Genomic DNA, 24,674 nt, shown 5'->3' with positions numbered 1-24,674 from the left:
TTGCCGGATTCCGGATGGAGATTGAGGAACTGGATATGGCTGAAGCGGTGAATCCCGGAGAGAACCAGGGTGCTCCGACGCCCGGGGTCCACGGACCGGTCGCCACCGATGCCTCGCGCCCCGGCCCCGCCCGCGGGCTCGTGCAGCCCGCGTCGCCGACGTCCGCGCCGTCCGCCACGAGCGCCGACCAGGTCGCTCCCGGACGCCGCGGCCGCACGCGGGCGCGCATCGCCCGCCTCGCCGGGCGCGGCTCCTCGGGGTACTCGCCCGTGCTCGAGCCCCTGCTCCGCACCGTCCGGGCCAACAACCCGCGCGAGGACCTCGACCTGATCCAGCGCGCCTACCTCGTGGCCGAACGGAGCCACGAGGGCCAGACGCGCAAGAGCGGCGACCCGTACATCACCCACCCGGTCGCCGTCGCCACCATCCTCGCCGAACTCGGCATGACCGGCACCACCCTCGCCGCAGCCCTCCTGCACGACACCGTCGAGGACACCTCCTACACCCTGCAGGAGCTCAAACGGGATTTCGGTCCCGAGGTGGCCATGCTCGTGGACGGCGTCACCAAGCTCGACAAGGTGTCCTTCGGCGACGCCGCGCAGGCGGAGACGGTGCGCAAGATGGTCGTGGCCATGGCGAAGGACATCCGCGTCCTCGTGATCAAGCTCGCCGACCGGCTGCACAACGCCCGCACCTGGCGCTTCGTCTCGCCCGCCTCCTCGGCGAAGAAGGCGAGGGAGACGCTCGAGATCTTCGCGCCCCTCGCGCACCGCCTCGGCATGAACACCATCAAGTGGGAGCTCGAGGACCTGTCCTTCGCCGCGCTGCATCCGAAGGTGTACGAGGAGATCGTCCGGATGGTGGGGGACAGGACGCCCGAGCGGGAGAAGCACCTGAGCCTCGTCCGGAACCAGATCGAGGAAGACCTCCGGGCCGTGAAGATCAAGGCGACGATCACGGGCCGTCCCAAGCACTACTACTCGATCTACCAGAAGATGATCGTCCGGGGTAAGGACTTCGACGACATCCACGACCTGATGGGCGTGCGCGTCCTGGTCGACAGCGTGCGGGACTGCTATGCCACCCTCGGATCGCTGCACTCACGGTGGAACCCCCTGCCCGGGCGGTTCAAGGACTACATCGCGATGCCGAAGTTCAACATGTACCAGTCGCTGCACACCACGGTGATCGGCCCGGGCGGCAAACCCGTCGAGGTGCAGATCCGCACGCACGACATGCACCGCCGCGCCGAGTACGGCGTGGCAGCGCACTGGAAGTACAAGAACGGGGGCAAGCAGCCCGAGGCGGCCGACAACGGTGACCTAGGCTGGCTGCGGAGCCTCGTGGACTGGCAGCAGGAGACGTCGGACCCGGACGAGTTCCTCGACTCCCTGCGCTTCGAGATCAATGCGCGCGAGGTCTTCGTCTTCACGCCCAAGGGCGAGGTCATGGCGCTGCCCGCCGGCTCCACGCCCGTCGACTTCGCCTACGCCGTCCACACCGAGGTGGGCCACCGGACCATCGGTGCGCGCGTCAACGGCAAGCTCGTGCCCCTCAACAGCGAACTGAACCACGGCGACTGGGTGGAGATCTTCACCTCCAAGGCCGAGGGTGCCGGGCCCAGCCAGGACTGGCAGGGCTTCGTCAAGAGCCCGCGCGCCCGCAACAAGATCCGGCAGTGGTTCACGAAGGAACGCCGCGAGGAGGCGATCGACAAGGGCAAGGAGCTGCTGACCCGCGCCATGCGGAAGCAGAACCTCCCGCTGCAGCGCATGATGACGCACAGCGCCCTGCTGACGGTCGCCCAGGAGCTCCGGCACCAGGACATCTCGGCCCTCTACGCGGCGGTCGGGGACGGGCACACGTCGGCCCAGAACGTGATCGAGCACCTCGTGGCGCTCATGGGCGGCCACGAGGACGCCGAGGACAAGATCGCGGAGACGGCTGTCGCCACCCAGCCCCGCCGGCCCAAGTTCTCCGACTCGGGCGTCACCGTCCGCGGGGTCGGCGACGTGTGGGTCAAGCTCGCCCGCTGCTGCACTCCCGTGCCGCCGGATCCGATCATCGGGTTCGTCACGCGCGGATCCGGGGTGTCCGTGCACCGCAGCGACTGCCGCAACGTGCAGGAACTGCGTGACCAGCCGGACCGGATCGTGCCGGTGGAGTGGGCACCGACGCAGTCGAGTGTGTTCCTCGTCGAGATCCAGGTCGAGGCCCTCGACCGCAAGAGCCTCCTCTCCGACGTGACGAGCGTGCTTGCCGAGAACCACGTGAACATCCTCGCAGCGAACGTCAACACGTCGTCGGACCGGGTGGCGATGTCCCGGTTCGCGTTCGAGATGGGCGACCCGAAGTACCTGAGCCACATCCTCAGCGCGGTGCGCCGGATCGACGGGGTCTTCGACGTGTACAGGACCACGGGCTCCCAGCGACGCCCCTGACGACCGACCGTCATGCCCGCACGTCCCGCGGGCGCCGGGCCGCGCGCAGCCGGGCGAGCGCCCGCGACTTGCCCGGCACCCGCGAAGCATTGACGAGCGCCGCCTCGACGAGCCGCAGGGGACAGTCGAGAACCGCGGCCCTGCCGATCGCCCGGAGGACGGGCACGGCGTCCCGATCCTCGCCGTGGACGGCGATGTCCAGCGCCGTGCGGAGCGGCGTGGTGACGGACACCCCGCCGATCAGGTTGACGTCGAACGGGCCGAGCGCGACCTGATGCATGACGGCGGGAGTGAAGGGCGGCAGCGCCGTGGTGCGGCGCCGGTGGTCCGTCACCAGGCTGATCAGGGCGGGCGGCGGAGCGCACCCGTAGACCCAGGCCGCGGTGGAGCGGCCCAGGGCCACCCGTGGCCGCATCGGGGCGGGGACGCTGCGGACGGCCGACCGTGACCTCGTGGCGGGGCCCTCCCTGAAGTCGCTGCGGAGGTACGAGTCACCGATGACGAGGCGCACCAGGCCATCGAGCCGCATGGCCTGCAGCTCGGCCGACGTGAAGATCTCCCCGGCATGGAACAGCGCCCCGCCGGTGGACGTGACGGGCTGCCCCGGCCCCAGGACGCGCTCCGGAGGTGCTCCGGATGCGGTGCTGTCCAGGGGAGGCATTGCTCCAGCATCCCCACCGCGGGGAGCACGGAGAAGCCCTCCGGCACCGATGTGGACAACGGTGCCGGAGGGCCTGTTCGACGCCGCTACCCTCCCGCTGGGAGGCCTGGGTCAGGAAAAGTCCTGGGCCGACCTCTGCAGCATCTCGAGCCACTGCTCGCGGGCTGCCAGCGCCTCCCGGGCGGACGCGATCTTCTTGGCGTTCCCTGCGCTCTCGGCGTCGGCGAGGTCGTCCCTGAGCTGCGCGATGGTGGCCTCGAGCTGGCTCAGCGCACTGTTGGTGCGGGCCTTCGTCTCGGGGTTCGTCTTCGTCCAGTTCTCGTCGTCGGCCGCCTTGACGGCGTCCTCGACCTTCCGGAGCCCGGCGTCGATTCGTCCCATGTCGGCGCGCGGGACCTTCCCCGCCTCGTCCCACCGGTCCCGCACGGACTGCAGCGCCTTCTTCGCGGCCGCGAGATCCCGGATGGGCAGGATCTGCTGGGCCTCCCTGAGGAGCCCCTCCTTGACCGCGAGGTTGCCCGCGTACTCCTCGTCGACGGCTTCGTTCGCGGCCTTGCGGGCCTCGAAGAAGCGGTCCTGGGCGGCGCGGAAGCGGGCCCACAGGGCGTCGTCGTCCTTGCGGCTCGCGCGCTTGGACGACTTCCACTCGTCCATCAGGTGACGGTACTCGGCGGCGGTCTGGCCCCAGTCCGTGGAGTCCGAGAGCTGCTCGGCGCGCCGGATGAGCGCCTCCTTGGCCTGCTTCGCCTCCGCGTTGTCGCTGTCCAGCTGGGAGAAGTACGCGCGGCGGTGACGGTCGAACACGGTGCGCGCGGACCGGAAGCGCTTCCAGAGGGCGTCCTCCGTGCCCCGGCCGAGCCTCGGCCCGTTCTTCTGTGCGGCCTTCCACAGCTCGAAGAGCTCGTTCATGCGCGTGCTGCTGGCCTTCCACTGCACGGTGGAGGGGTCACGCTCCGCGAGCTCCTCGGCTTCGGCGACGATGGCCTCGCGCGCGGCGAGCTCCTTCGCCTTCAGGGCGTCCTGCGCCGCCCGCTCGGCCTTCTCGAGGTTGCCGATCTCGCCGAGCAGCGCGTCGATCCGCGCCTCCAGCGCGAGGACGTCGCCGACCATCTTGCGTTCGCCGACCTGCGCGCGCAGGTGCTTGGCGGTCTTGGCCATGTCCGACGACGGCGCCTTCGCCTGGACACGCTGCTCCAGCAGTGCGACCTGGGCCACGACGTCGTCGTACTTGCGCACGAAGTAGCCGAGCGCCTCCTCGCGCGTCGCATCGGGGTACTGGCCCACCGGGTGCTCGGCGCCGTCCACGAGGAGGAAGACATGACCGTCATCCTCGACGCGGGCGAAGCGGCCGGCCTCCTCGAGGGACGTGCTGTGGGCGGGAGGGGCCGCCAGGGGCTGCGCGGCCTTCTTCAGTGGGCGGGGCGCCATCGCTGTGGGCAGAGGCGCGCGCGGCGGGGCGGCGCTGGGCGACGGCGTCCTCAGCGGGGCGGGCTCGGGAGCGAGCGGGACCGACGGCTCGGTGGCGGCGTGTGCGGCCTCTGCCGGCGCCACGGCGTCCGTGTCGCCGGCCGCCTCGGGCTCGGCCACAACGGGCTGGTCCTCGGGCTCGGCCACAACGGGCTGGTCCTCGGGCTCGGCCGCCACGGGCTCCACTGCCGCCGATGCTTCGGCTTCCGGCGTGCCTACGGCGTCCGCCACAGTGGCGTCGACGCCCTGCACGGGGTCGGCGGGAGCAGCGTCCTGCGTCTGGTCCGGGTCCCCGCCCGTGTCAGGGGCGGAGGGAGAGGCTGCGGGCATGGGGGCACCGTCGGCCCCCGCAGCGTCCTGCTGCGAGTGCTGGCCGATGGTCGTTTCGTCGGATTGCTGACTGTCTGTCACCGCTAGAAGTCTTTCGCTCGTCGGATGGCCGTGAGCAACGCCGGGGCCATTTCATGCAGGGTCTAGGAGTCTATCGGCCCGGCCCTTCGGGTAGCGGCGGAAGAGCCCGCCGAACGAGTCTCCTCAGCGCCCACCGATTGCCCGAGCAGCGCGCAACCTGCCCTGAGGTTACTTTACCCACTGGCCCCTGATCCGCGTCACGGCGGGGAGCGGGCATTGCCTTCGGCCGCTGTCGTCGCTCCTTTTTTCGCAGGCCACCGCCGGGACCTAGGATTGAGGCCGCAGAACCGGTCCGCTGCTCCGTGCGCGAGGGCCGGTCCCCATCGCAGGAGGAGAACCACCCCATGGCCCGCAAGGCATCACTGTCAGGCTTTCCCGAATGGCTTCCGGAGGAGCGCCTGATCGAGCTCCACGTCCTCGGGGTGCTGCAGCGGACGTTCGAGCTGCACGGCTTCTCGAGTATCGAGACACGCGCGGTCGAGACCGTCGAGCATCTCCTGCGCAAGGGCGAGATCGACAAGGAGGTCTACGCGGTCTCGCGGCTGCAGGCCGACGAGGCGTCCGCCTCGGAGAGCGGACTCGCCCTCCACTACGACCTCACCGTCCCGTTCGCGCGCTACGTCGTGGAGAACGCCGGGCACCTCGCCTTCCCGTTCCGCCGGTACCAGATCCAGAAGTGCTGGCGCGGCGAACGGCCCCAGGAGGGCCGCGCGCGCGAGTTCACGCAGGCGGACATCGACGTCGTGGGCGACGGCGTCCTGCCGTTCCGGTACGACGTCGAACTCGCCCTCGCCGTGGTGGAGGCCCTCGGCGCCCTGCCGATCCCGGACTTCACGCTCCGCGTGAACAACCGCAAGCTCGCGGAGGGGTTCTACCGGGCCATCGGTCTCGACGACACGGCCGCCGTGCTGCGGAGCATCGACAAGCTGGAGAAGATCGGCCCCGAGAAGGTGGGCACTCTGCTCCGCGACGAGGTGGGCGCGGACGACGAACAGGTGCGCCTCGCCCTCGACCTCGCCTCGATCCGCACCGCCGACACCTCCTTCGTGGAGCAGGTCCGCGCCCTGGGCGTCACGAACGAGCTCCTCGAGGAAGGACTTGAGGAGCTGCGCCAGGTGGTCGGCGAGGCATCGCGCCGCGCGCCGGGCCGCGTGGTCGCCGACCTCAGCATCGCCCGCGGACTCGACTACTACACGGGCACCGTCTACGAGACGGTCCTCGACGGGCACGAGGCGCTCGGCTCCATCTGTTCCGGTGGCCGTTACGACGCCCTGGCGCGCAAGGGCAACCGCACCTTCCCCGGCGTCGGGCTGTCCATCGGCGTCACCCGGATCGTCTCGCGCATCCTCAGCCAGGGCTTCGCCACGGTCTCCCGCTCGGTGCCGACGGCGGTGCTCGTGACGCTGGCCGACGACGACTCCTGGTCCGAGGCCCAGGACGTCGCCGCGGCGCTGCGCGGTCGCGGCATCCCGGCCGAGGTGGCGGCGAGCGCGGAGAAGTTCGGCAAGCAGATCAGGTTCGCCGATCGCCGCGGCATCCCGTTCGTGTGGTTCACGGCCTCCGACGGCGCCCACGAGGTCAAGGACATCCGGTCGGGCGAGCAGACCCCGGCGGACCCGGCGTCCTGGGCGCCACCGGCGGAGGACCTCCGGCCGGTGGTCACCACCGCCTGACGCCGGGCGCGACCGGGCCGCCGCGCCAGGCGCGGCGGTCCGTCCCAGGCGCGGCGGTCCGCGCAGAAGCCGCCGCGGTCAGGCCCGCCGGCGGCGTCGGGCGAGCACCACGCCCCGGACAGCGACCCCCGCGGCGAGTACGCCGAGCATCGTGACGACCGACACCGCCGGGAGGGTGAAGGCGAGCAGGAGGCACCCTGCCGCGCCGAGCGCGTTCAGCCAGCGCGGGGCGTACCACTGCCGTTCGGTGAGCGTGAAGGCCGCGATGTTGGCGATCGCGTAGTAGAGCAGCACACCGAAGCTGGAGAACCCGACCACCGTCAGCACGTCGGTGACGAGCAGGAGGCCGACGACGACGGCGGCCGTCGCGACGTCGGCGACCCAGGGCACGGAGTGGCGCGCGGAGATGCGCGAGAGCGCGCGCGGCAGGTCGCCCTGGCGCGCCATGGCCAGGCTCGTGCGGCCCACTCCCGCGACGAGCGCGAGCAGGGCCCCGAGACTGGCGAGCGCTGCAGCGATGGTGACCACGGCTCCACCCCGACCCATGGATCCCTCCCCGGGGACAGCGACGTCGATCACGTCCCGGAGCGGTGCCGTGGCGCCCGCGAGCGCCTCCGGACCGAGCGCGTGCAGGAGCGAGAGCGCCAGGAGCAGGTACAGCAGCAGCGTGAAGCCGAGGGCGCCGAGGATGGCTGCGGGGATGTTCCGGCGTGGGTTCCGGACCTCCTCGCCCATGGTCGCGATCCGGGCGTAGCCGGCGAACGCGAAGAACATCAGCGCGGAGCCCTGCAGCACGCCCCCGATCCCGGCGGCCCCGCCCCCGGTCATGGACGGGGCGGCGGGGGACGAGAAGCCGACGACGATCACGAAGGCCAGGACCGGGACCACGAGCGAGACGATCACGCGCGTGGCGAGGGCCGTGCGGGTCACGCCGAGGAGGTTGACGGCCGTGAGGCCCACGACGGCGGCCACCGCGGCGGCCTTCTCGGCGCCCGGGGCCGCGTACAGGCCGAAGGCGAGGGCCATCGCGGCGCAGGACGCCGCCTTGCCGGTGACGAAGCCCCAGCCGGCGAGGAAGCCCGGCCAGTGCCCGAGGCGTTCGCGTCCATAGACATAGGTGCCCCCGCTCGCGGGGTACCGCACGGCGAGGGAGGCCGTCGCCGAGGCGTTGCAGTAGGCGACGAACCCGGCGATCACGACGGCAAGGGGCAGGAGCGTCCCCGCGGCCGCGACGGCCGGCGCGAAGACGACGAAGGCGCCGGCGCCGATCATCGCGCCGACCCCGACCGTGGTGGCGTCGAAGCCGCCCAGAACGCGCCGCAGCGCCGGTTGCTCGGACATGGTCCTCCTCAGGGATCGGTCTGGCCGCCCGCACAGGAACCCCGGAGGCCAGGACGACACCGCCCTCGGGGTTCCTGTCCGGGCGGCCAGACCGGGACCGGTAAAGTTGGTCGGGCTTGAAGCAACTCTAGGCAGGTGCTTACGACGCCTGCGACTCATCTGACACAACTGTGGGAAGGAATGCTGTGCTCCGCACGCATGAACTCGGCTCCCTTCGGCCCGAGCACGTAGGACAAACGGTCACCTTGGCAGGCTGGGTCGCCCGCCGCCGCGACCACGGCGGAGTGGCGTTCCTCGACCTCCGTGACGCCTCGGGGTTCGCTCAGGTCGTGGTCCGCGAGGAGGACGTGTTCTCCAGCCTGCGCAACGAGTACGTCCTGCAGATCGTCGGCACGGTGCACCAGCGCCCCGAGGGCAACGAGAACCCCGCCCTCGCCACGGGCGCGATCGAGGTCATCGCGGACACCGTGAAGATCCTCAACACCGCGGACCCGCTGCCCTTCCAGATCGACGAGCACGTCGAGGTGGGCGAGGAGGCGCGCCTGCGCCACCGCTACCTCGACCTCCGCCGGCCCGGCCCCCAGGCCAACCTGCGCCTGCGCTCCGAGGCGAGCCGGGTCGCCCGGGAGCTGCTCCACGCGGACGGCTTCGTGGAGATCGAGACGCCCACCCTGACCCGGTCGACGCCGGAGGGTGCGCGCGACTTCCTCGTGCCGGCCCGCCTGGCCCCGGGCTCCTGGTACGCCCTGCCGCAGTCGCCCCAGCTGTTCAAGCAGCTGCTGCAGGTCGGCGGGTTCGAGAAGTACTACCAGATCGCCCGCTGCTACCGTGACGAGGACTTCCGCGCCGACCGCCAGCCCGAATTCACGCAGCTCGACATCGAGGCGAGCTTCGTCGAGGAGGACGACATCATCGCCCTCGGCGAGCAGCTGGTCACGCGCCTGTGGAAGCTGATCGACGTCGAGATCCCCACCCCGATCCGCCGGATGACCTACGCCGACGCCATGGCGAAGTACGGCTCCGACAAGCCGGACCTGCGCTTCGGACTCGAGCTCACCGAGCTCACCGAGTTCTTCAAGGACACCGGCTTCGGCGTCTTCAAGGCCCCCTACGTGGGCGCCGTCGTCATGCCCGGCGGAGCCTCCCAGCCCCGCCGCACGCTCGATGCCTGGCAGGAATTCGCCAAGCAGCGCGGGCACAAGGGCCTCGCCTACGTGCTCATCGACGACGACGGAAGCCTGCGCGGCCCCGTGGCTAAGAACCTCAACGACACCGAGCGTGAGGGCCTCGCCGCCGCCGTCGGCGCGAACCCGGGCGACTGCATCTTCTTCGCCGCCGGCGAGAAGACCTCCTCCCGTGCCCTGCTGGGTGCGGCCCGCGTCGAGATCGGCCACCGCACCGGACTCATCAGGGAGGGCGACTGGGCCTTCGTGTGGGTGGTCGACGCCCCGATGTTCGAGCCCGCGTCGGCCGCCGTCGCCGCCGGTGACGTCGCCGTCGGTGGCGGTGCCTGGACCGCCGTCCACCACGCCTTCACGTCCCCGAAGCCCGAGTTCCTCGACACCTTCGACACGGATCCCGAGAACGCACTGGCTTACGCCTACGACATCGTCTGCAACGGCAACGAGCTCGGTGGCGGATCCATCCGTATCCACCGGCGCGACGTGCAGGAGCGCGTGTTCGCCGTCATGGGCCTCGGCGCCGAGGAAGCCCAGGAGAAGTTCGGGTTCCTGCTCGAGGGCTTCAAGTACGGCGCGCCTCCCCACGGCGGGATCGCGCTCGGCTGGGACCGCGTGGTCTCCCTGCTTGCGGGCACCGACTCCATCCGCGACGTCATCGCCTTCCCGAAGTCGGGCGGCGGGTACGACCCGCTGACGGCCGCACCCGCGCCGATCACGGCGCAGCAGCGCAAGGAGGCCGGCGTCGACGCGAAGCCGAAGGCCGACGCGCAGCCGACGTCGGCCGGCTGACCTGCAGGTCTGCCGCCGAGAGGAACGGGGTACTCCGGACGGGGTGCCCCGTTCCTGTCGTCGAGCCCCGTCCTGATCGCTGTCGGACGAATTGTGACGGATCCTCCGCCCCGGCCCGCGTGCTGTGAAATAATCAGCTCTGTATGTGCTCCGGGGTCGGTGTAAGTCCGAACCGGCGGTTATAGTCCGCGACCCGTCCACCATCCGCGCACCCGCGCGGGCAGTGGACGGTTGAGCCGGTGGAATTCCGGGACCGACAGTCACAGTCTGGATGGGAGAAGCACGCACAGCAGGGGCTTGCCGCTGCCCGCATCCGGGCTGCGGTCCTGTCGTGGTACAGCCACGGCGGTGCGCCCCTTCTTCTGCCATCCCCGGAGCCGTTCTATCGGCGAAGGATCGGCATGGATTTTCTGCAGTGGCTCTTCGAAGCCCGCATCCCCGTAGGCAACGGTTCCCTCCTGCTGCGCGAAGTGGTGGGTAACATCTTCGGCCTGCTCAGCGCTCTCGGCGGCATGCGCCGCCGCGTGTGGGCGTGGCCGGTCGGCATCGTCGGCAATCTCCTGCTGCTCACGGTGTTCCTCGGCTCCCTCTTCGGCGCGGCGAGTGCGGCCAATCTCCTCGGCCAGGCCGGGCGGCAGGTGATGTTCATCGCCGTCTCCGTCTACGGCTGGCGGCAGTGGCAGGCGAGCCGGCACCGCGGCGGCCAGGCCGTCGTCCCGCAGTGGGCCGGCACCAGGGCACGTCTCGGCATGGTCGCGTTCCTGCTCATCGGCACGCTCGCGCTGACTCCGCTCTTCCGCCTCCTCGGCTCCTACGAGCCGGTCTGGGCCGACGCCTGGACCTTCGTCGGATCCCTGCTCGCCACCTACGGCATGGCCGAGGGCTGGGTGGAGTTCTGGCTCGTCTGGGTCGCCGTGGACATCGTCGGCGTGCCGCTGCTCTTCAGCGCCGGCTACTACGCGAGCGCCTTCATGTACATGTTCTACGGCGCCTTCACGCTCGTCGGCTTCTTCGTCTGGGCGCGCGCCCAGCGCACCGCGAAGCCTGGCATCGAGATCCTCCTCCCGGATCCGACGCTGCGCTGATGGTCACGCCCGGCACACCCGGTACCACGCCGGCCGAAGCGGCGGCCATGTTGCGCGCCCTCGACCTCGCCGCGCGCGGCGTGCGGGGCGCCAACCCCCTCGTGGGCGCCGTCCTGCTCGCGCCCGACGGCGCCGTCCTCGGAGAAGGCCACCACCGGGGTGCGGGCACGCCGCATGCCGAGCCCGCCGCCCTCGCCGACGCCCGCGACCGCGGCAACGACCCGCGGGGAGCCACCATGGTGGTGACCCTGGAACCATGCAGTCACACCGGCCGCACCGGTCCGTGCAGCGCGGCGCTGATCGACGCCGGCGTCGCCCGCGTCGTGTATGCGGCCGACGACGTCAACGCGGCCGCGGCCGGCGGCGCGCAGCGGCTGCGCGACGCGGGCATCGACTGCGTCGGCGGGCTCGAGGCCGGCCGCGCGCAGGCACTGAACGAGCGGTGGACCGACAGCCTCACCGACCGGCGTCCGTTCGTGACCCTGAAATCCGCGCAGTCCCTCGACGGCCGCGTGGCCGCCCCGGACGGCACGAGCCAGTGGATCACCGGTGCCGAGGCACGCGCCGACGGCCACAGGATCCGCGCCCTCGCCGACGCCGTCCTGGTGGGCACCGGCACCGTCCTCGCCGACGATCCGCGGCTCACCGCACGACGCGACGTCCCGGTACCTGCCGGGAGTGCCGGACTGCGGGTGGTCATGGGCGAGAGCATCGTCCCCGACGGCGCCGCCGTCCGCGGTGAGGGATTCCTCCACCTGCCTACCCGGGACGTGCGCGAGGTGCTCGACGCGCTGTACGGCAGGGGAGTCCGTCACCTCCTCGTCGAGGGAGGCCCCCGCGTCGCCTCCGCCTTCCTCCGGGCGGGCGTGGTGGACGAACTGTTCAGCTACGTGGCCCCGCTGCTCCTCGGCGACGGGGCCCCGGCGTTCCCCGCACTCGGCGTCACGACCCTCGACGCCGCCTCCCGCTGGCAGCTGGACGACGCCGGGGGGCCCGCGGTCGGCAGGTTCGGCCCGGACGTGAGGCTGCATCTGCGGCCACCGTCCCGGACACCCGACCCACCCGCCTGACATCCGCCCGCCACGACACCTCACACCCGCCCGCAACCCGAAGGAAGCACCAGTGTTCACAGGAATCGTCTCCGAGCAGGGGAGCGTCGTCTCCCTCGAGCTCACACCCGACGGCGAGAGCGGCCTCCTCGTCGTCGAGGCGCCCGAGACCGGCCAGGACCTCGCCCCCGGCGCCTCGATCGCCGTCAACGGCGTCTGCCTCACCGCCGTCACCCTCGACGGGGCACGCGTGGGCGTCGACGTGATGGGCGAGACCCTCCGCCGCACCACCACGGGACGCCTCCAGCCGGGGGCCCCGGTGAACCTCGAGCGGTGCGTCCCCGCGGGCGGCCGCCTCGACGGGCACGTCGTCCAGGGACACGTGGACGGCATCGGCGTGCTGCTCGAGCGCGAGGACCTCGGCGCCTGGCACCGGCTCCGCTTCGGGCTCCCCGCGACGCTGGGCCGCTACGCCGCGGAGAAGGGGTCCGTGGCGATCGACGGCGTCTCCCTGACGGTCACGGCCGTCAGCCCGCCGCAGGACCCGGAGCAGTGGTTCGAGGTCGGGCTCATCCCGACCACGCTCCGCGCGACCGGCCTCGGCACCAAGGCGCTCGGCGACCCGGTGAACCTCGAGATGGACGTGCTCGCCAAGTACGCCGAGAGGCTCCTCGGCTTCGCCGCCGTCGACGCACAGCGGCAGGACGACACGGGCCGGACCCTCCGGTGACGGGCGCCATCCGCTTCGACACCGTCGAGGACGCCATCCGGGCCCTCGCCGCGGGCCGTGCGGCCGTCGTCGTCGACGACGAGGACCGCGAGAACGAGGGGGACATCGTCTTCGCCGCCGAGGACGCGACGCCGGAACTGGTCGGCTGGACGGTGCGCTGGACCTCCGGCGTGCTGTGCGTGCCGCTACGGGCCGACGACGCCGACCGCCTCCTCCTGCCGCCCATGACGGCGGTCAACGAGGATGCCAAGGGCACGGCCTACACCGTCTCGTGCGACGCGGCGGCGGGCGTCAGCACCGGCATCAGCGCCGCGGACCGCGCCCGGACCGCCCGCGTCCTCGCCGACCCCGCCAGCGGCCCGCAGGACCTCACCCGCCCCGGTCACGTCTTCCCGCTGCGCGCCGCACCGGGCGGCGTCCGCGAACGCGCCGGACACACGGAGGCCGGCGTCGAGCTGAGCGTCCTCGCGGGCAAGCGGCCCGCCGCCGTCATCGCCGAACTCGTGCACGACCACGGCGGCATGATGCGCCTGCCCGCCCTGCGGGAGTTCGCCGACGAGCACGGCATCCCGCTCGTCTCCATCGAGGACCTCGTCGCCTACGTGGCGCGAACCGCCTCCGCACACCACGCCTGACCAACCCCACCGAAGGAGAACCATGAGCGGCCACGGAGCCCCGAGCATCGACATCAGCGCACTCACACCGGAGGGTGCACCCCTCCGCCTCGCGATCATCGCCGCGAGCTGGCACACCCAGATCATGGACGGCCTCCTCGACGGCGCGCGGCGCGCCGCAGCCGACGCCGGCGCGATCGTGACCGAGATCCGCGTCCCCGGCAGCTTCGAACTGCCGGTCGCCGCCGCCCGCCTCGCACCGGGGTTCGACGCCGTCGCAGCCCTCGGCGTCGTCATCCGCGGCGGAACGCCGCACTTCGACTACGTGTGCCAGGCGGCGACGTCGGGACTCACGGACGTGAGCGTGCGCACCGGCGTGCCGGTCGGTTTCGGCGTGCTCACCTGCGACACCGAGCAGCAGGGACTCGACCGCGCGGGTCTGCCGGGCTCCTCCGAGGACAAGGGCTACGAGGCGGTGTCCGCCGCTCTCGCCACGGCCGCCGTCCTCCGCCCCTGGACCGAGTAGCGCGGTGCGCACGGAGCCGGCGGCGGAGGCGTCCGTCACACGACGGCGGCCGCGGGACGGAGGAGCCCGGCGAGCCGATAGCCTAGGGGATGTGAAAACCTTTGAATCCCTGTTCGAGGAACTCAGCGCGAAGGCCGCCGACCGTCCCGCCGGCTCCCGGACCGTCGCCGAGCTCGACTCCGGCGTGCACGGCATCGGCAAGAAGGTCGTCGAGGAGGCCGCCGAGGTGTGGATGGCCGCCGAGTACGAGTCCCTGGAGGACGCCGCCGAGGAGATCTCCCAGCTGCTCTACCACCTGCAGGTCCTCATGCTCGCGAAGGGGCTCACCCTGGAGGACGTGTACAAGCATCTGTAGCCGCGCCGGCAACCCGCCCGCGGCCCTGCTTGCCCCCGTCCCTCCTCCACCCTAGGATCCCCATGCTCCGTGTAGCAGTCCCCAACAAGGGCGCCCTCTCCGAGGCCGCCTCCGCCATGCTCGTCGAAGCCGGCTACCGCCAGCGCCGCGACCCCCGCGAGCTCGTGCTCGTCGATCCCGAGAACGAGATCGAGTTCTTCTTCCTCCGCCCCCGCGACATCGCGGTGTACGTCGGCTCGGGCACGCTCGACGTCGGCATCACCGGGCGCGATCTCTTCCTCGACGCCCAGGTGAAGGCCGAGGAGCTCATGCAGCTCGGTTTCGGAGCCTCCACCTTCCGGTTCGCCGGGCCCGTCGGGGACTTCTCCTCCGTGGGCGAGCTCGAGGGCCGCAGGCTCGCCACGAGCTACGAGGGACTGCTCAACGACTACCTCGCCGCACGCGGCATCACCGCCTCCGTGGTCCGGCTCGACGGCGCCGTGGAGTCCTCCGTGCGCCTCGGCGTCGCGGACGCGATCGCCGACGTCGTGGAGACCGGCAGCACGCTGCGCGCGGCGGGCATGGAGATCTTCGGCGAGCCCATCCTGCAGAGCGAGGCCGTCCTCATCGGCAGGTCCGCCGCCCAGGCGCCCGCCGGGCTCGACGTGCTGCTGCGGCGCCTGCAGGGCGTCCTCGTGGCACGCCAGTACGTGATGATGGACTACGACATCCGCACGGACCTCGTGGACCGGGCCGCGGCCCTGACTCCGGGGCTCGAGTCGCCGACCATCTCCCCGCTGCGCGACTCCGACTGGGTGGCCGTCCGCGCGATGGTCAAGCGCAACCGGACCAACCGCATCATGGACGAGCTGTACGAGCTCGGCGCGCGCGCCATCCTCGTCAGCACCATCCACGCCTGCCGGATCTAGGACCGGCCATGACCGTCGCCATCCGCGTCATCCCCTGCCTCGACGTCGACGCCGGGCGCGTCGTCAAGGGCGTCAACTTCGCCGACCTCCGCGACGCCGGCGACCCGGTGGAGCTCGCGCACCGCTACGACCGCGCCGGCGCCGACGAACTGACGTTCCTCGACGTCACCGCCTCCTCCGGCAACCGGGAGACGACCTTCGACGTCGTCGCCCGCACAGCCGAGGAGGTCTTCATCCCCCTGACCGTGGGCGGGGGAGTCCGCGAGATCTCCGACGTCGACCGTCTCCTGCGCCACGGCGCCGACAAGGCGTCGATCAACACGGCCGCCGTCGCGCGCCCGTCGGTCATCGACGAGATCACCGCGCACTTCGGGGCCCAGGTCCTCGTGCTCTCCCTCGACGCGCGCCGCACGCGGGACGCCAGCACGCCGTCGGGCTTCGAGGTCACCACGTACGGGGGACGCAAGGGCACCGGGATCGACGCCGTCGCGTGGGCGAAGGAAGCCGCGGATCGGGGCGTGGGGGAGATCCTGCTGAACTCGATCGATGCCGACGGCACGAAGGAGGGCTTCGACCTCGAGCTCATCCGGGCCGTCCGCGCGGCGGTGGGCGTGCCGCTGATCGCCTCGGGTGGTGCGGGCAGGCCGGAGCACTTCCCGCCGGCGGTGCAGGCCGGGGCCGACGCCGTCCTGGCGGCATCCGTCTTCCACTTCGGTCCGGTCGACGCGATCGCCCAGGTCAAGACGGCCATCCGCGAGGCGGGTTTCCCCGTCCGCTAGTCTCCGGCCGGCGGGGTGGACGGGGTCGACCCGGCCGGCCGCCCACAGGGGGAAGCAGGCTACAGGCCGACGTCGGCGCTCTCGAGCAGCGCGACGGCGTCCGGCTGGCCCTCGAACGTGACCAGCGCCTGTCGGCGCCGCCCGTGGGCATGCAGCAGCAGCTCGCCCGGATCTCCGACGATCGCCACCGAGACGGGGGCGCGCTTGGCCACGTGCCGCGGGCCGTCCGGCCTCACCAGTACCACGCCGAGATCCACGCCGCGGTACAGGATGGCCGCCCGCTTGACGAGCTCCTCCCACAGGGCGTTCGCATAGTCCTCGTCGAGCGCCCGCGGCGCCCAGCGCGTGGTGGCCCGGCGGACGTCCTCCGTGTGGACGAAGTACTCGATGAGATTGGCGCTCTTGTCGATCGCGTTGATGCGCATCGGCGACAGCGCCGGAGGGCCCGCCAGGAAGCGGTTGACCAGGGCCTCGTACCCGGCGGGCGAGGCCGCGCGCTCCGCGGTCTCGCTGATGGCGCGTTCGGTGACGGACGACAGCCTCCGCACCACCATCCCGAGACCGAGCGCGGGCTTGTGCTCCCGCAGGTACAGGTGCGCGGCGAGGTCGCGCGTCTGCCACCCCTCGCACAGCGTGGGGGCGTCGGGACCGGCTGCCAGGAGCGTCTCGGCCAGGACCTCGCGGGACGGGGTTACGTAGTGCATCACAGCTGAAAATAGCATGCCGTGCGCAGGCCGGGGCAGGTGCGGGGGCGCGCGCCCGCGACCGCACTAGAATCAGGGGTGATGTCACCTTCCACTCCGGCCCCGCCCGTGTCCGCAACGCCCTCCGCCCGACCGCCCCTCGGGGAGCACGCCGCGCTCGATCCGGCCGTCGCCGCCGCGCTCAAGAAGGACGACGCCGGCCTCGTCGCCGCCGTCGTGCAGCAGTACGACACCCTCGAGGTGCTCATGCTCGGCTGGATGGACGAGGAGGCCCTCCGGCGCACCCTGACCAGTGGCCGCGTGACGTTCTACTCGCGGTCCCGTGCCGAGTACTGGCGCAAGGGTGACACCTCCGGTCACCGCCAGTGGGTCAAGGGCGTCGCCCTCGACTGCGACGGCGACGCCCTGCTGGTCACGGTCGACCAGGAAGGCGCCGCGTGCCACACCGGCACCAGGACCTGCTTCGACGGACGCGCGCTCGCCGCCGTGACCGCCGACCGCCCCGACCCCGAAGGATCCTGACCCCTATGCAGCAGCTGGGCACCATCAGCCCCACCCTCGAGGAGTTCCGCGCCCTGGCCGAGGCCCGCCGCGTGGTGCCCGTGCACCTGAAGGTCCTCGCGGACGCGCACACGCCCATCGGCATCTACCGCAAGCTCGCGGCCGGGCAGCCCGGCACGTTCCTCATGGAGTCCGCGGCCGTGGGCGGCGTGTGGTCGCGTTACTCCTTCATCGGCTCGCACTCCCGCGCCACCCTCACCACGCGCGACGGCGAGGCGCACTGGCTCGGTGAACCGCCGGCCGGCGTCCCCGTGGGCGGCAATCCCGTGGAGGCCCTGCGCCGCACGGTCGAGGCGCTGCGCACCGAACGGTTCGAGGACCTCCCCCCGTTCACCTCCGGCATGGTCGGGTTCGTCGGCTGGGAGGCCGTGCGGCACTGGGAGAGACTGACGAGCCCGCCCGAGGACGATCTGCTGCTGCCCGAGCTCGCGATGTGCCTCGTCTCGGACCTCGCCATCCACGACAACTCCGAAGGCTCCCTCACCCTGGTCGCCAACGCGATCAACTTCGACGGCACCGACGAGCGCGTGGACGAGGCCTGGCACGACGCCGTCGCCCGCATCCGTGCGATGCTCGCGAAGCTCGTGGCCCCCACGGAACTCGCCGTGTCCGTGATGGCCGTCGGCGCGCCGACGGCGGAGCGGTCCATGGACCGGGTCCGCGAGTCCTGGTTCGAGCCCGAGTACCTGCAGGCCATCGAGCGCGGCAAGCGGGCCATCGTCGACGGCGACGTCTTCCAGGTGGTCATCAGCCGCCGCTTCGAGATCGAGTGCGATGCCTCGGCGCTCGACGTGTACAGGATCCTCCGTACCACCAACCCGAGCCCCTACATGTACCTCTTCAGCCTCGAGGACGCCGACGGACGCGGCTACTCGATTGTGGGCAGCTCGCCGGAGGCCCTGGTCACCGTCACGGGTGAGGAGGTCATCACCCATCCGATCGCGGGATCGCGGCCGCGGGGGAGGACCACCGAGGAGGACCGCGACCTCGCCGTCGAACTCCGCGCGGACACGAAGGAGAAGGCGGAGCACCTCATGCTCGTGGACCTGGCCCGCAACGACCTCTCGAAGGTCTGCCTGCCGGGCAGCGTGGACGTCACGCAGTTCATGGAGGTGGAGAAGTTCAGCCATATCATGCACCTGGTGTCCACGGTGGTCGGCCGGCTCTCGCCCTCGAAGACCGCCTACGACGTCCTCGCCGCGACCTTCCCCGCCGGGACCCTGTCCGGTGCCCCCAAGCCCCGCGCCCTGCGCCTGATCGACGAGGTGGAGCCGCATCGCCGGGGCATCTACGGCGGGGTGGTCGGCTACCTCGACTTCGCGGGCGACATGGACATGGCGATCGCCATCCGATCGGCCCTGCTGCGCGAGGGCAAGGCCTACGTGCAGGCCGGCGGCGGCATCGTCGCGGACTCCGTCCTCGAGGCGGAGGCCCTGGAGACGGTCAACAAGGCCGCGGCGCCCCTCCGCGCCGCCCTGACCGCGGCCGGGCTCCGGACCGCGACGGCGGACCTGCCGTGAGCGCCGAACGTCCCGCCGCCGGCCGTCTCACGCGGCGCGGCACCGTCGTGATGGCGATCGTGATCCTGGCGCTGCTCGCGTTCGGGTCCACGACGCAGACCTGGCTCAGCGTGCGCCTGCCACAGGAGGCAGTGCAGACACCCGACCTCAGCATCCCCGGGAGCGATGCGGCGACGCCCGTGACGGCGTTCGCGCTCGTGGCCCTCGCCGCGGCCCTGGCGGTCTCCATCGCGGGTCGGGTGGCCCGGTGGGTCATCGCGGTGATCCTGGTGCTGTCCGGTGTCGGCATCGCGTTCTCCAGCGCCGCCGTCGCCCTCGATCCGGCCACGGCGGCCGAACCCGCCATCGGGACGGCGATCGGGGTCAGCGGCTCCGCGGGCGCGGCCGTGACCGCGAGCGCGATGCCCTGGCTGGCAGCGGGAGCCGGTGTCCTGCTGGTCCTCGCGGCGGCCTGGGTGGTCCTGGCCGGCAGGACGTGGGGCGTGAACCGGCGGTACGACGCCGGTGCCGCCCGCGGCGTCCATCCCGCGGCGGGCAGCCTGCAGCCCGGCGCACCCGTGCCGTCGACCGGGGACGTGGCCCCCGGCGTCGTCCCCGAGGCCGCGGGCACGGGTGGGGAGGCCGGTGCCGACGAGGACGGCGGCGCGCCGGGCGCCCGCGCGGTCACGCGCGAGCACGCCGACCCCGACCGCAGTGGCGCAGTCCCCGCGACCTCCGACGCCGCCGACGCCACCGGCTCAGCGGACTCCGACCCCGGGCACGCCGAGGGGCGGGCCCCGCGCCCCCGCCGCACGAGCGCCCATGCCGACGAGATCGACAGCTGGGACGAGCTCTCCCGGGGGAACGACCCGACGGGCTGACCTTCGGCCGCAGCGCATCCGGTCCCAGCACGCCATGCGCCACGCCGCGACGGCCGCACGCGTGACCGCCTCCGTACCGCCGCGCCGACCCATCGATGGCAGAATGGGACCAGACCCGTTCGAAGGAGATTTCCCATGGCATCCGAGACCCGCGCCTCCGCTAACCGCAACACCCCCGCGAACCACGCCCAGATGGGCGACGAGACGATCGGTCACGGCAACAGCCCCGCCGCGTGGACCTGCGTCCTCATCATGCTGGCCGGCGCGGCCGTGGCTTCCTTCGCCTACATCCTGGCCAGCACCGAGGGCAACAAGGACTTCGGCACCCTGCTGTTCTGGGCCGGCATCGGTGTCATGTTCATCGGCCTGATCGTCGGCTTCATCCTGCGCAGGATCGGCTACGGCGTCGGCGGGTCGAAGCTCAAGAACAACGGCCACTAGATGACCGTCCTCGACGACATCATCGAGGGCGTCCGTGAGGACCTCGCGGACCGCCGCCGCGCGCGGCCCCTCGAGGACGTGCGCGCAGCAGCCCACGCGACGGCCGCCCCCCGCGACGCCTTCGAGGCGCTCGGCGCCGGGCACGGCGGCAGCATCGCCGTCATCGCGGAGGTCAAGCGCAGCAGCCCCTCCAAGGGCGCCCTGGCGGACATCGCCGACCCCGCAGCCCTCGCCGCGTCCTACGAGCGCGGCGGTGCGGCGGTCATCTCGGTGCTCACGGAGGAACGACGCTTCGGCGGCTCGCTCGCCGACCTCGACTCCGTCCGCGCCGCGGTGGGCCTGCCCGTGCTCCGCAAGGACTTCACCGTTGACGAGTACCAGATCTGGGAGGCCCGCGCGCACGGCGCCGACGTCGTCCTGCTCATCGTCGCGGCCCTCACCGACGAGCAGCTCACCTCCTTCCTCGCCCTGACCCACCGGCTCGGCATGAACGCGATCGTCGAGACGCACACGGAGGAGGAGGTCCGCCGCGCCGTCGCCGCCGGGGCCTCCATCATCGGCGTCAACGTCCGCAACCTGAAGACCCTCGAGATCGACCGGGACGTCTTCGGCCGGCTGGCGCACCTCATCCCGGGCGGCACCGTGATCATCGCCGAATCGGGCGTGCGGGACGCCGACGACGTCGCCGGGTACGCCGCGAGCGGTGCGCACGCCGTCCTCGTGGGGGAGGCGCTCGTGCGCCACGAGGACCCCGCCACCACGATCGGCGCCTTCCGGCGGGCCGGCAGCGCCGCATGGGATGCCGGCATGGCAGCCCGCGGCTGACAGCCGCAGCCTCCGCGGCCCCGCCAAGGGTGCGCGGCGCACAGCAGGACGGGCCGGCAGCCACCGGCCCACGAGGGACACGGACGGCACCGCCGCCCGGACCAGGACCAACAGGACAGGAACGCTGAAGCCATGACCGAGATGCACCAGGACACGGGCCTGACCGGCGCGGACGCCGGAGCAGCGGACGCCATCGACGCCGGGACGGCCGAGGCGTTCCTCAGCCACGACGAGAGCCTCCGCCATGCCCCCGGACCGTACTTCGGCGCGTACGGCGGACGCTGGATGCCCGAATCGCTGATCGCCGCCCTCGACGAGCTGCAGGACACGTTCGACAAGGCGAAGGCCGATCCCGCGTTCACCGCGCAGGTGGCCGAGCTGAACCGGAACTACGCCGGCAGGCCGTCCCTGCTCACCGAGGCGCAGCGCTTCGCCGAGCACTGCGGCGGGGTCCGGGTGTTCCTCAAGCGCGAGGACCTCAATCACACCGGTTCCCACAAGATCAACAACGTCCTCGGCCAGGCCCTCATCGCCAAGCGGATGGGCAAGACGCGCGTCATCGCCGAGACCGGCGCCGGCCAGCACGGCGTCGCCAGCGCGACGGCGGCGGCCCTCCTCGGTCTGGAATGCGTCGTGTACATGGGGGCGGAGGACACCCGCCGCCAGGCCCTGAACGTCGCGCGCATGCAGCTGCTCGGCGCCACCGTCATCCCCGTCACCAACGGCTCGCAGACCCTCAAGGACGCCATCAACGACGCCCTGCGCGACTGGGTGGCGAACGTCGACACCACGCACTACCTCCTCGGCACCGCCGCCGGCGCGCACCCCTTCCCGGCGATGGTGCGGTACTTCCACGAGGTCATCGGCGAGGAGGCGCGCGAGCAGATCCTCGAGCAGGCCGGCAGGCTGCCCGACGCCGTCTGCGCCTGCGTGGGCGGCGGCTCCAACGCCATCGGTATGTTCCACGGCTTCCTCGACGACCGCGACGTGGCCCTCTACGGCTTCGAGGCAGGCGGTGACGGCGTCGAATCGGGGCGGCACGCGGCCACCATCACCCTGGGCCGCCCCGGAGTGCTGCACGGCGCACGGTCCTACCTCATGCAGGACGAGGACGGCCAGACGATGGAGTCGCACTCCATCTCCGCCGGACTCGACTACCCGGGCGTGGGTCCCGAGCACGCCTACCTCGCCGACATCGGGCGCGCCCACTACGAGCCCATCACCGACGCGGAGGCCATGGAGGCGTTCCAGCTCCTCAGCCGGACCGAGGGCATCATCCCCGCCATCGAGACGGCGCACGCCCTCGCGGGCGCCATGAAGGTGGGACAGCGCCTCGCCGCGGATCTCGCACCGGGGGAGAAGCCCTCGGACCGGATCGTCGTCGTGAACCTCTCGGGCCGCGGCGACAAGGACGTGGCGACCGCCGCGGGCTACTTCGACCTGCTGCCGGACGACAGTGCCGAGCAGGAGATCGCGGAGGAGGGTGAGCAGCTGTGACCACGCAGTCCACGAACGGTCCCGCCGGAGGCCCCGCCACCGCCGGGCAGTCCAAGGCCGCCGCCGCCATCGAGATGGCCCGGAGCGAGGGGCGCGCGGCGCTCATCGGCTACCTGCCCGCGGGCTTCCCCGACGTGCAGACCAGCATCGACGCCGGCATCGCCCTGGCGCGGAACGGCGTCGACCTCATCGAGATCGGCATCCCCTACTCGGACCCCGTGATGGACGGGCAGGTGATCCAGGAGGCGACCGTCGAGGCGCTGGCCAACGGCTTCACCGTGCCCCGCATCTTCGACGTCGTCGAGGGCATCACGCGTGAGACGGACGCCGCCGTCATGGTGATGACCTACTGGAACCCGGTGATGCGCATGGGCGTCCGCGCGTTCGCCGAGCGCCTCGCGGCCGCCGGCGGAGCCGGGCTCATCACGCCCGACCTCATCCCCGACGAGGCGGCCGAGTGGCTCGAGGCGTCGGACGAGTTCGGCCTGGACCGCGTGTTCCTCGTGGCGCCCTCGACGTCGCCGCAGCGCATGCAGGCCACCGTGGAGGCCAGCCGGGGCTTCGTCTACGCCGTCTCGGTCATGGGCGTCACCGGCGCCCGGACCTCCGTGGGAGCTGCGGCACGCGCCGTGGTGGACGCCGCCCACGCGGCGGGCGCGGACCGCGTCTGCGTGGGGCTCGGGGTCTCCTCCTCCGCCCAGGTGCGGGAGATCGGCGCCTACGCCGACGGCGTCATCGTCGGGACGGCCCTCGTGGCAGCCCTGCGTGACGGCGGCGTGGACGCGGTCGCCGACCTCACCCGCGAGCTGAGCACCGGGACGCCGAAGGCGCCGACGGGAGGGGCGGCGTGAGCGCGGGCACGACCCTGACCATCGCGGCCTCGATCCCGAGCCCTCCGTCCGAGTGGGCGAGCTTCGACCTCGGCCCCCTGACCATCCACGCCTATGCACTGTGCATCCTGGCCGGGATCATCCTGGCCCTGATCCTGACGCAGAAGCGCTTCGTCTCCTTCGGCGGCCACGCGGACGCCGTCTGGGACATCGCCATCTGGGCCATCCCGTTCGGCATCATCGGCGGGCGGCTCTACCACGTGGTCTCCTCGCCCGACGCCTACTTCGGGCCCGAGGGGGACCTCGCGCGGATCCCGCAGATCTGGCAGGGCGGGCTCGGCATCTGGGGCGCGATCGCCCTGGGCGCCGTCGGTGCGTGGATCGGTGCCCGGCGCGCGGGCGTGAAGCTCTCCGCGTTCGCCGACGCCGCCGCGCCCGGGGTCCTCCTCGCGCAGGCCGTCGGCCGGCTCGGCAACTGGTTCAACCAGGAGCTCTTCGGCGCACCCACCACGCTGCCGTGGGGCCTCGAGATCGACGCCGACAACCCGAACTTCCCGCCCGACCAGGCGCCCGGCACGCTGTTCCACCCGACCTTCCTCTACGAACTCCTGTGGAACCTCGCCGGCGTGGCGCTCCTGCTGCTGCTCGCCCGGAGGTTCCGGCTCCGTGGCGGCCGCATGTTCTGGCTGTACGCCGCCTACTACACCCTCGGGCGCGTCTGGATCGAGGCGCTGCGCATCGACGACGCCGAGATGGTCACCCTCTTCGGCATCACGCAGCGCCTCAACGTGTGGACCAGCATCGCCGTCTTCCTCGTGTCGCTCGCCGTGCTCGTCTACCTGTCGGTCCGGCGCGGACCCGTCGACGACTCCTCCGTGTACCTGCCCGGGCGGGAGCCGAAGGGCGCCGTAGAGGGTGACGCGGACCGGAAGGACGGCGCGGACTCCGCAGGCGACGCGGACCGGAAGGGCGACGCGGACCTCCCGGCGTCCGGAGATGACGGGAAGGTCGCCGGCACGACCAGCACCACGGGCGGCGGCCGTGGCGTGGACAGCGACACGGACGCCCCTGCGAACGGTCGGGTGAACGGCGATGCGAAGGGCGACAGGATCGGCGGGGACGACGTCCCGGCGCGCTCCTCGGACACGGCCGGCGATGCTCCGCGGGCCGCCTCCGGTAACGCTTCGGCCACAGGTAGCCACGTGGCGGACACCGCGCAGAGGGCGCGGAACGACCGTGGTAACCTTTCCGAAACAACGGCTCCCGAGTAGCGCTCCATGTTCCTCAGGGCCCCGCGAAAGCGGAGCCGCGGGATTCGGTCCCCGCAAGCAGTCCCCGGGCCACCGCCCTCCAAGGACGCAACACCACACAGTTGTGGACCATCGGTGCGACGGCCGGATCACCTCCGCCCGCACCTGAATCGCCC

23 protein-coding genes and 1 riboswitch are annotated in these 24,674 nt (G+C 72.0%); of the genes, 19 read left to right on the top strand and 4 right to left on the bottom strand.

Annotation, left to right across the window (positions count from 1 at the left end):
* The first annotated feature begins 35 nt into the window (after positions 1 to 35).
* The gene (locus tag AC4D2O_RS07305; RefSeq protein WP_490906140.1) at positions 36 to 2,441 is read left to right on the top strand and encodes a RelA/SpoT family protein; all 2,406 of its coding nucleotides are present in this window, start codon (positions 36 to 38) and stop codon (positions 2,439 to 2,441) included.
* Between the two features lie 10 nt (positions 2,442 to 2,451).
* Here AC4D2O_RS07305 and AC4D2O_RS07300 read toward each other — a convergent pair whose 3' ends face one another.
* Positions 2,452 to 3,102: a hypothetical protein gene (locus tag AC4D2O_RS07300; RefSeq protein ID WP_490906139.1), complete on the bottom strand. Its 651-nt coding sequence runs from the start codon at positions 3,100 to 3,102 to the stop codon at positions 2,452 to 2,454.
* A 111-nt stretch (positions 3,103 to 3,213) separates the two neighbouring features.
* Entirely contained in the window at positions 3,214 to 4,980 is a 1,767-nt protein-coding gene (locus AC4D2O_RS07295) for a DUF349 domain-containing protein (protein ID WP_490906138.1), read from the bottom strand.
* A gap of 344 nt (positions 4,981 to 5,324) precedes the next feature.
* On the opposite strand from AC4D2O_RS07295, the gene hisS reads away from it, so the two are divergent.
* Positions 5,325 to 6,653 (top strand): histidine--tRNA ligase, encoded by a 1,329-nt coding sequence (gene hisS / locus AC4D2O_RS07290; protein WP_490906137.1) that lies wholly within the window; start codon positions 5,325 to 5,327, stop codon positions 6,651 to 6,653.
* A 78-nt stretch (positions 6,654 to 6,731) separates the two neighbouring features.
* Here the strand turns inward: hisS and AC4D2O_RS07285 are convergent, their stop codons facing one another.
* The gene (locus AC4D2O_RS07285; protein WP_490906136.1) at positions 6,732 to 7,994 is read right to left on the bottom strand and encodes an APC family permease; all 1,263 of its coding nucleotides are present in this window, start codon (positions 7,992 to 7,994) and stop codon (positions 6,732 to 6,734) included.
* A 185-nt stretch (positions 7,995 to 8,179) separates the two neighbouring features.
* Here AC4D2O_RS07285 and aspS point away from each other — a divergent pair, with 185 nt between their 5' ends.
* From aspS to hisF, 9 genes are all read left to right on the top strand, one after another.
* Entirely contained in the window at positions 8,180 to 9,964 is a 1,785-nt protein-coding gene (gene aspS / locus AC4D2O_RS07280; RefSeq protein WP_490906135.1) for an aspartate--tRNA ligase, read from the top strand.
* Between the two features lie 142 nt (positions 9,965 to 10,106).
* Positions 10,107 to 10,251: riboswitch (FMN riboswitch) on the top strand.
* Between the two features lie 114 nt (positions 10,252 to 10,365).
* Positions 10,366 to 11,049 carry a nicotinamide riboside transporter PnuC gene (gene pnuC, locus AC4D2O_RS07275; RefSeq protein WP_490906134.1) on the top strand — a complete coding sequence of 228 codons (684 nt, stop codon included), beginning with the start codon at positions 10,366 to 10,368 and terminating at the stop codon, positions 11,047 to 11,049.
* Positions 11,049 to 12,119 carry a bifunctional diaminohydroxyphosphoribosylaminopyrimidine deaminase/5-amino-6-(5-phosphoribosylamino)uracil reductase RibD gene (ribD, locus tag AC4D2O_RS07270; RefSeq protein WP_490906133.1) on the top strand — a complete coding sequence of 357 codons (1,071 nt, stop codon included), beginning with the start codon at positions 11,049 to 11,051 and terminating at the stop codon, positions 12,117 to 12,119. Before pnuC ends, ribD begins: the two co-directional genes overlap by 1 nt.
* A 52-nt stretch (positions 12,120 to 12,171) precedes the next feature.
* Positions 12,172 to 12,828 (top strand): riboflavin synthase, encoded by a 657-nt coding sequence (locus AC4D2O_RS07265; protein ID WP_490906132.1) that lies wholly within the window; start codon positions 12,172 to 12,174, stop codon positions 12,826 to 12,828.
* A complete protein-coding gene (gene ribB / locus AC4D2O_RS07260; RefSeq protein WP_490906131.1) occupies positions 12,825 to 13,463 on the top strand; it encodes a 3,4-dihydroxy-2-butanone-4-phosphate synthase in 639 nt (212 codons plus the stop codon). Before AC4D2O_RS07265 ends, ribB begins: the two co-directional genes overlap by 4 nt.
* A 22-nt stretch (positions 13,464 to 13,485) precedes the next feature.
* Positions 13,486 to 13,968: a 6,7-dimethyl-8-ribityllumazine synthase gene (gene ribH, locus AC4D2O_RS07255; protein WP_490906130.1), complete on the top strand. Its 483-nt coding sequence runs from the start codon at positions 13,486 to 13,488 to the stop codon at positions 13,966 to 13,968.
* Between the two features lie 91 nt (positions 13,969 to 14,059).
* Positions 14,060 to 14,323, top strand: coding sequence for a phosphoribosyl-ATP diphosphatase (locus AC4D2O_RS07250; RefSeq protein WP_334209689.1), 264 nt, complete (start codon positions 14,060 to 14,062; stop codon positions 14,321 to 14,323).
* Positions 14,324 to 14,385: 62 nt separating this feature from the next.
* The gene (hisG, locus tag AC4D2O_RS07245; protein WP_490906129.1) at positions 14,386 to 15,231 is read left to right on the top strand and encodes an ATP phosphoribosyltransferase; all 846 of its coding nucleotides are present in this window, start codon (positions 14,386 to 14,388) and stop codon (positions 15,229 to 15,231) included.
* Between the two features lie 8 nt (positions 15,232 to 15,239).
* Positions 15,240 to 16,010 carry an imidazole glycerol phosphate synthase subunit HisF gene (hisF, locus tag AC4D2O_RS07240; RefSeq protein WP_490906128.1) on the top strand — a complete coding sequence of 257 codons (771 nt, stop codon included), beginning with the start codon at positions 15,240 to 15,242 and terminating at the stop codon, positions 16,008 to 16,010.
* 59 nt (positions 16,011 to 16,069) lie between these two features.
* Here the strand turns inward: hisF and AC4D2O_RS07235 are convergent, their stop codons facing one another.
* Positions 16,070 to 16,714: a TIGR03085 family metal-binding protein gene (locus AC4D2O_RS07235; RefSeq protein ID WP_490906127.1), complete on the bottom strand. Its 645-nt coding sequence runs from the start codon at positions 16,712 to 16,714 to the stop codon at positions 16,070 to 16,072.
* 81 nt (positions 16,715 to 16,795) lie between these two features.
* Between AC4D2O_RS07235 and hisI the strand changes: the two genes are divergently transcribed.
* The 8 genes from hisI to lgt all read left to right on the top strand — a co-directional run bounded on the left by hisI (position 16,796) and on the right by lgt (position 24,519).
* Positions 16,796 to 17,236, top strand: a complete 441-nt coding sequence (gene hisI, locus AC4D2O_RS07230) for a phosphoribosyl-AMP cyclohydrolase (RefSeq protein ID WP_490906126.1) — start codon at positions 16,796 to 16,798, stop codon at positions 17,234 to 17,236.
* A gap of 5 nt (positions 17,237 to 17,241) precedes the next feature.
* Positions 17,242 to 18,795 (top strand): anthranilate synthase component I, encoded by a 1,554-nt coding sequence (locus AC4D2O_RS07225; RefSeq protein ID WP_490906125.1) that lies wholly within the window; start codon positions 17,242 to 17,244, stop codon positions 18,793 to 18,795.
* Positions 18,792 to 19,655, top strand: coding sequence for a Trp biosynthesis-associated membrane protein (locus AC4D2O_RS07220; RefSeq protein WP_490906124.1), 864 nt, complete (start codon positions 18,792 to 18,794; stop codon positions 19,653 to 19,655). Before AC4D2O_RS07225 ends, AC4D2O_RS07220 begins: the two co-directional genes overlap by 4 nt.
* A 192-nt stretch (positions 19,656 to 19,847) precedes the next feature.
* A complete protein-coding gene (locus tag AC4D2O_RS07215; RefSeq protein WP_442884872.1) occupies positions 19,848 to 20,096 on the top strand; it encodes an HGxxPAAW family protein in 249 nt (82 codons plus the stop codon).
* Positions 20,097 to 20,921, top strand: a complete 825-nt coding sequence (gene trpC, locus AC4D2O_RS07210; protein WP_490906123.1) for an indole-3-glycerol phosphate synthase TrpC — start codon at positions 20,097 to 20,099, stop codon at positions 20,919 to 20,921.
* Between the two features lie 141 nt (positions 20,922 to 21,062).
* Entirely contained in the window at positions 21,063 to 22,418 is a 1,356-nt protein-coding gene (gene trpB / locus AC4D2O_RS07205; RefSeq protein WP_490906494.1) for a tryptophan synthase subunit beta, read from the top strand.
* 74 nt (positions 22,419 to 22,492) lie between these two features.
* On the top strand, positions 22,493 to 23,269 hold the full coding sequence (gene trpA / locus AC4D2O_RS07200) for a tryptophan synthase subunit alpha (RefSeq protein WP_490906492.1): 777 nt from the start codon (positions 22,493 to 22,495) through the stop codon (positions 23,267 to 23,269).
* Complete coding sequence (gene lgt, locus AC4D2O_RS07195) at positions 23,266 to 24,519, top strand: prolipoprotein diacylglyceryl transferase (protein WP_490906122.1); 1,254 nt, start codon at positions 23,266 to 23,268, stop codon at positions 24,517 to 24,519. The genes trpA and lgt overlap by 4 nt, the downstream gene beginning before the upstream one ends.
* The last annotated feature ends 155 nt before the right edge of the window (positions 24,520 to 24,674 follow it).

This window comes from Arthrobacter sp. TJ-238 (assembly GCF_058269215.1).
The sequence above is the reverse complement of the archived record's forward strand: the minus strand, read 5'-3'. Positions and strand labels throughout refer to the sequence as shown.

Bases quoted from the DNA above. Each gene is read 5' to 3' on its own strand.
- AC4D2O_RS07305 (WP_490906140.1), top strand. From the start codon at position 36: ATGGCTGAAGCGGTGAATCCCGGAGAGAACCAGGGTGCTCCGACGCCC.
- AC4D2O_RS07300 (WP_490906139.1), bottom strand. From the start codon at position 3,102: ATGCCTCCCCTGGACAGCACCGCATCCGGAGCACCTCCGGAGCGCGTC.
- hisS (WP_490906137.1), top strand. From the start codon at position 5,325: ATGGCCCGCAAGGCATCACTGTCAGGCTTTCCCGAATGGCTTCCGGAG.
- AC4D2O_RS07285 (WP_490906136.1), bottom strand. From the start codon at position 7,994: ATGTCCGAGCAACCGGCGCTGCGGCGCGTTCTGGGCGGCTTCGACGCC.
- pnuC (WP_490906134.1), top strand. From the start codon at position 10,366: ATGGATTTTCTGCAGTGGCTCTTCGAAGCCCGCATCCCCGTAGGCAAC.
- ribD (WP_490906133.1), top strand. From the start codon at position 11,049: ATGGTCACGCCCGGCACACCCGGTACCACGCCGGCCGAAGCGGCGGCC.
- ribH (WP_490906130.1), top strand. From the start codon at position 13,486: ATGAGCGGCCACGGAGCCCCGAGCATCGACATCAGCGCACTCACACCG.
- hisG (WP_490906129.1), top strand. From the start codon at position 14,386: ATGCTCCGTGTAGCAGTCCCCAACAAGGGCGCCCTCTCCGAGGCCGCC.
- hisF (WP_490906128.1), top strand. From the start codon at position 15,240: ATGACCGTCGCCATCCGCGTCATCCCCTGCCTCGACGTCGACGCCGGG.
- AC4D2O_RS07235 (WP_490906127.1), bottom strand. From the start codon at position 16,714: ATGCACTACGTAACCCCGTCCCGCGAGGTCCTGGCCGAGACGCTCCTG.
- hisI (WP_490906126.1), top strand. From the start codon at position 16,796: ATGTCACCTTCCACTCCGGCCCCGCCCGTGTCCGCAACGCCCTCCGCC.
- AC4D2O_RS07225 (WP_490906125.1), top strand. From the start codon at position 17,242: ATGCAGCAGCTGGGCACCATCAGCCCCACCCTCGAGGAGTTCCGCGCC.
- AC4D2O_RS07215 (WP_442884872.1), top strand. From the start codon at position 19,848: ATGGGCGACGAGACGATCGGTCACGGCAACAGCCCCGCCGCGTGGACC.
- trpC (WP_490906123.1), top strand. From the start codon at position 20,097: ATGACCGTCCTCGACGACATCATCGAGGGCGTCCGTGAGGACCTCGCG.
- trpB (WP_490906494.1), top strand. From the start codon at position 21,063: ATGCACCAGGACACGGGCCTGACCGGCGCGGACGCCGGAGCAGCGGAC.
- trpA (WP_490906492.1), top strand. From the start codon at position 22,493: ATGGCCCGGAGCGAGGGGCGCGCGGCGCTCATCGGCTACCTGCCCGCG.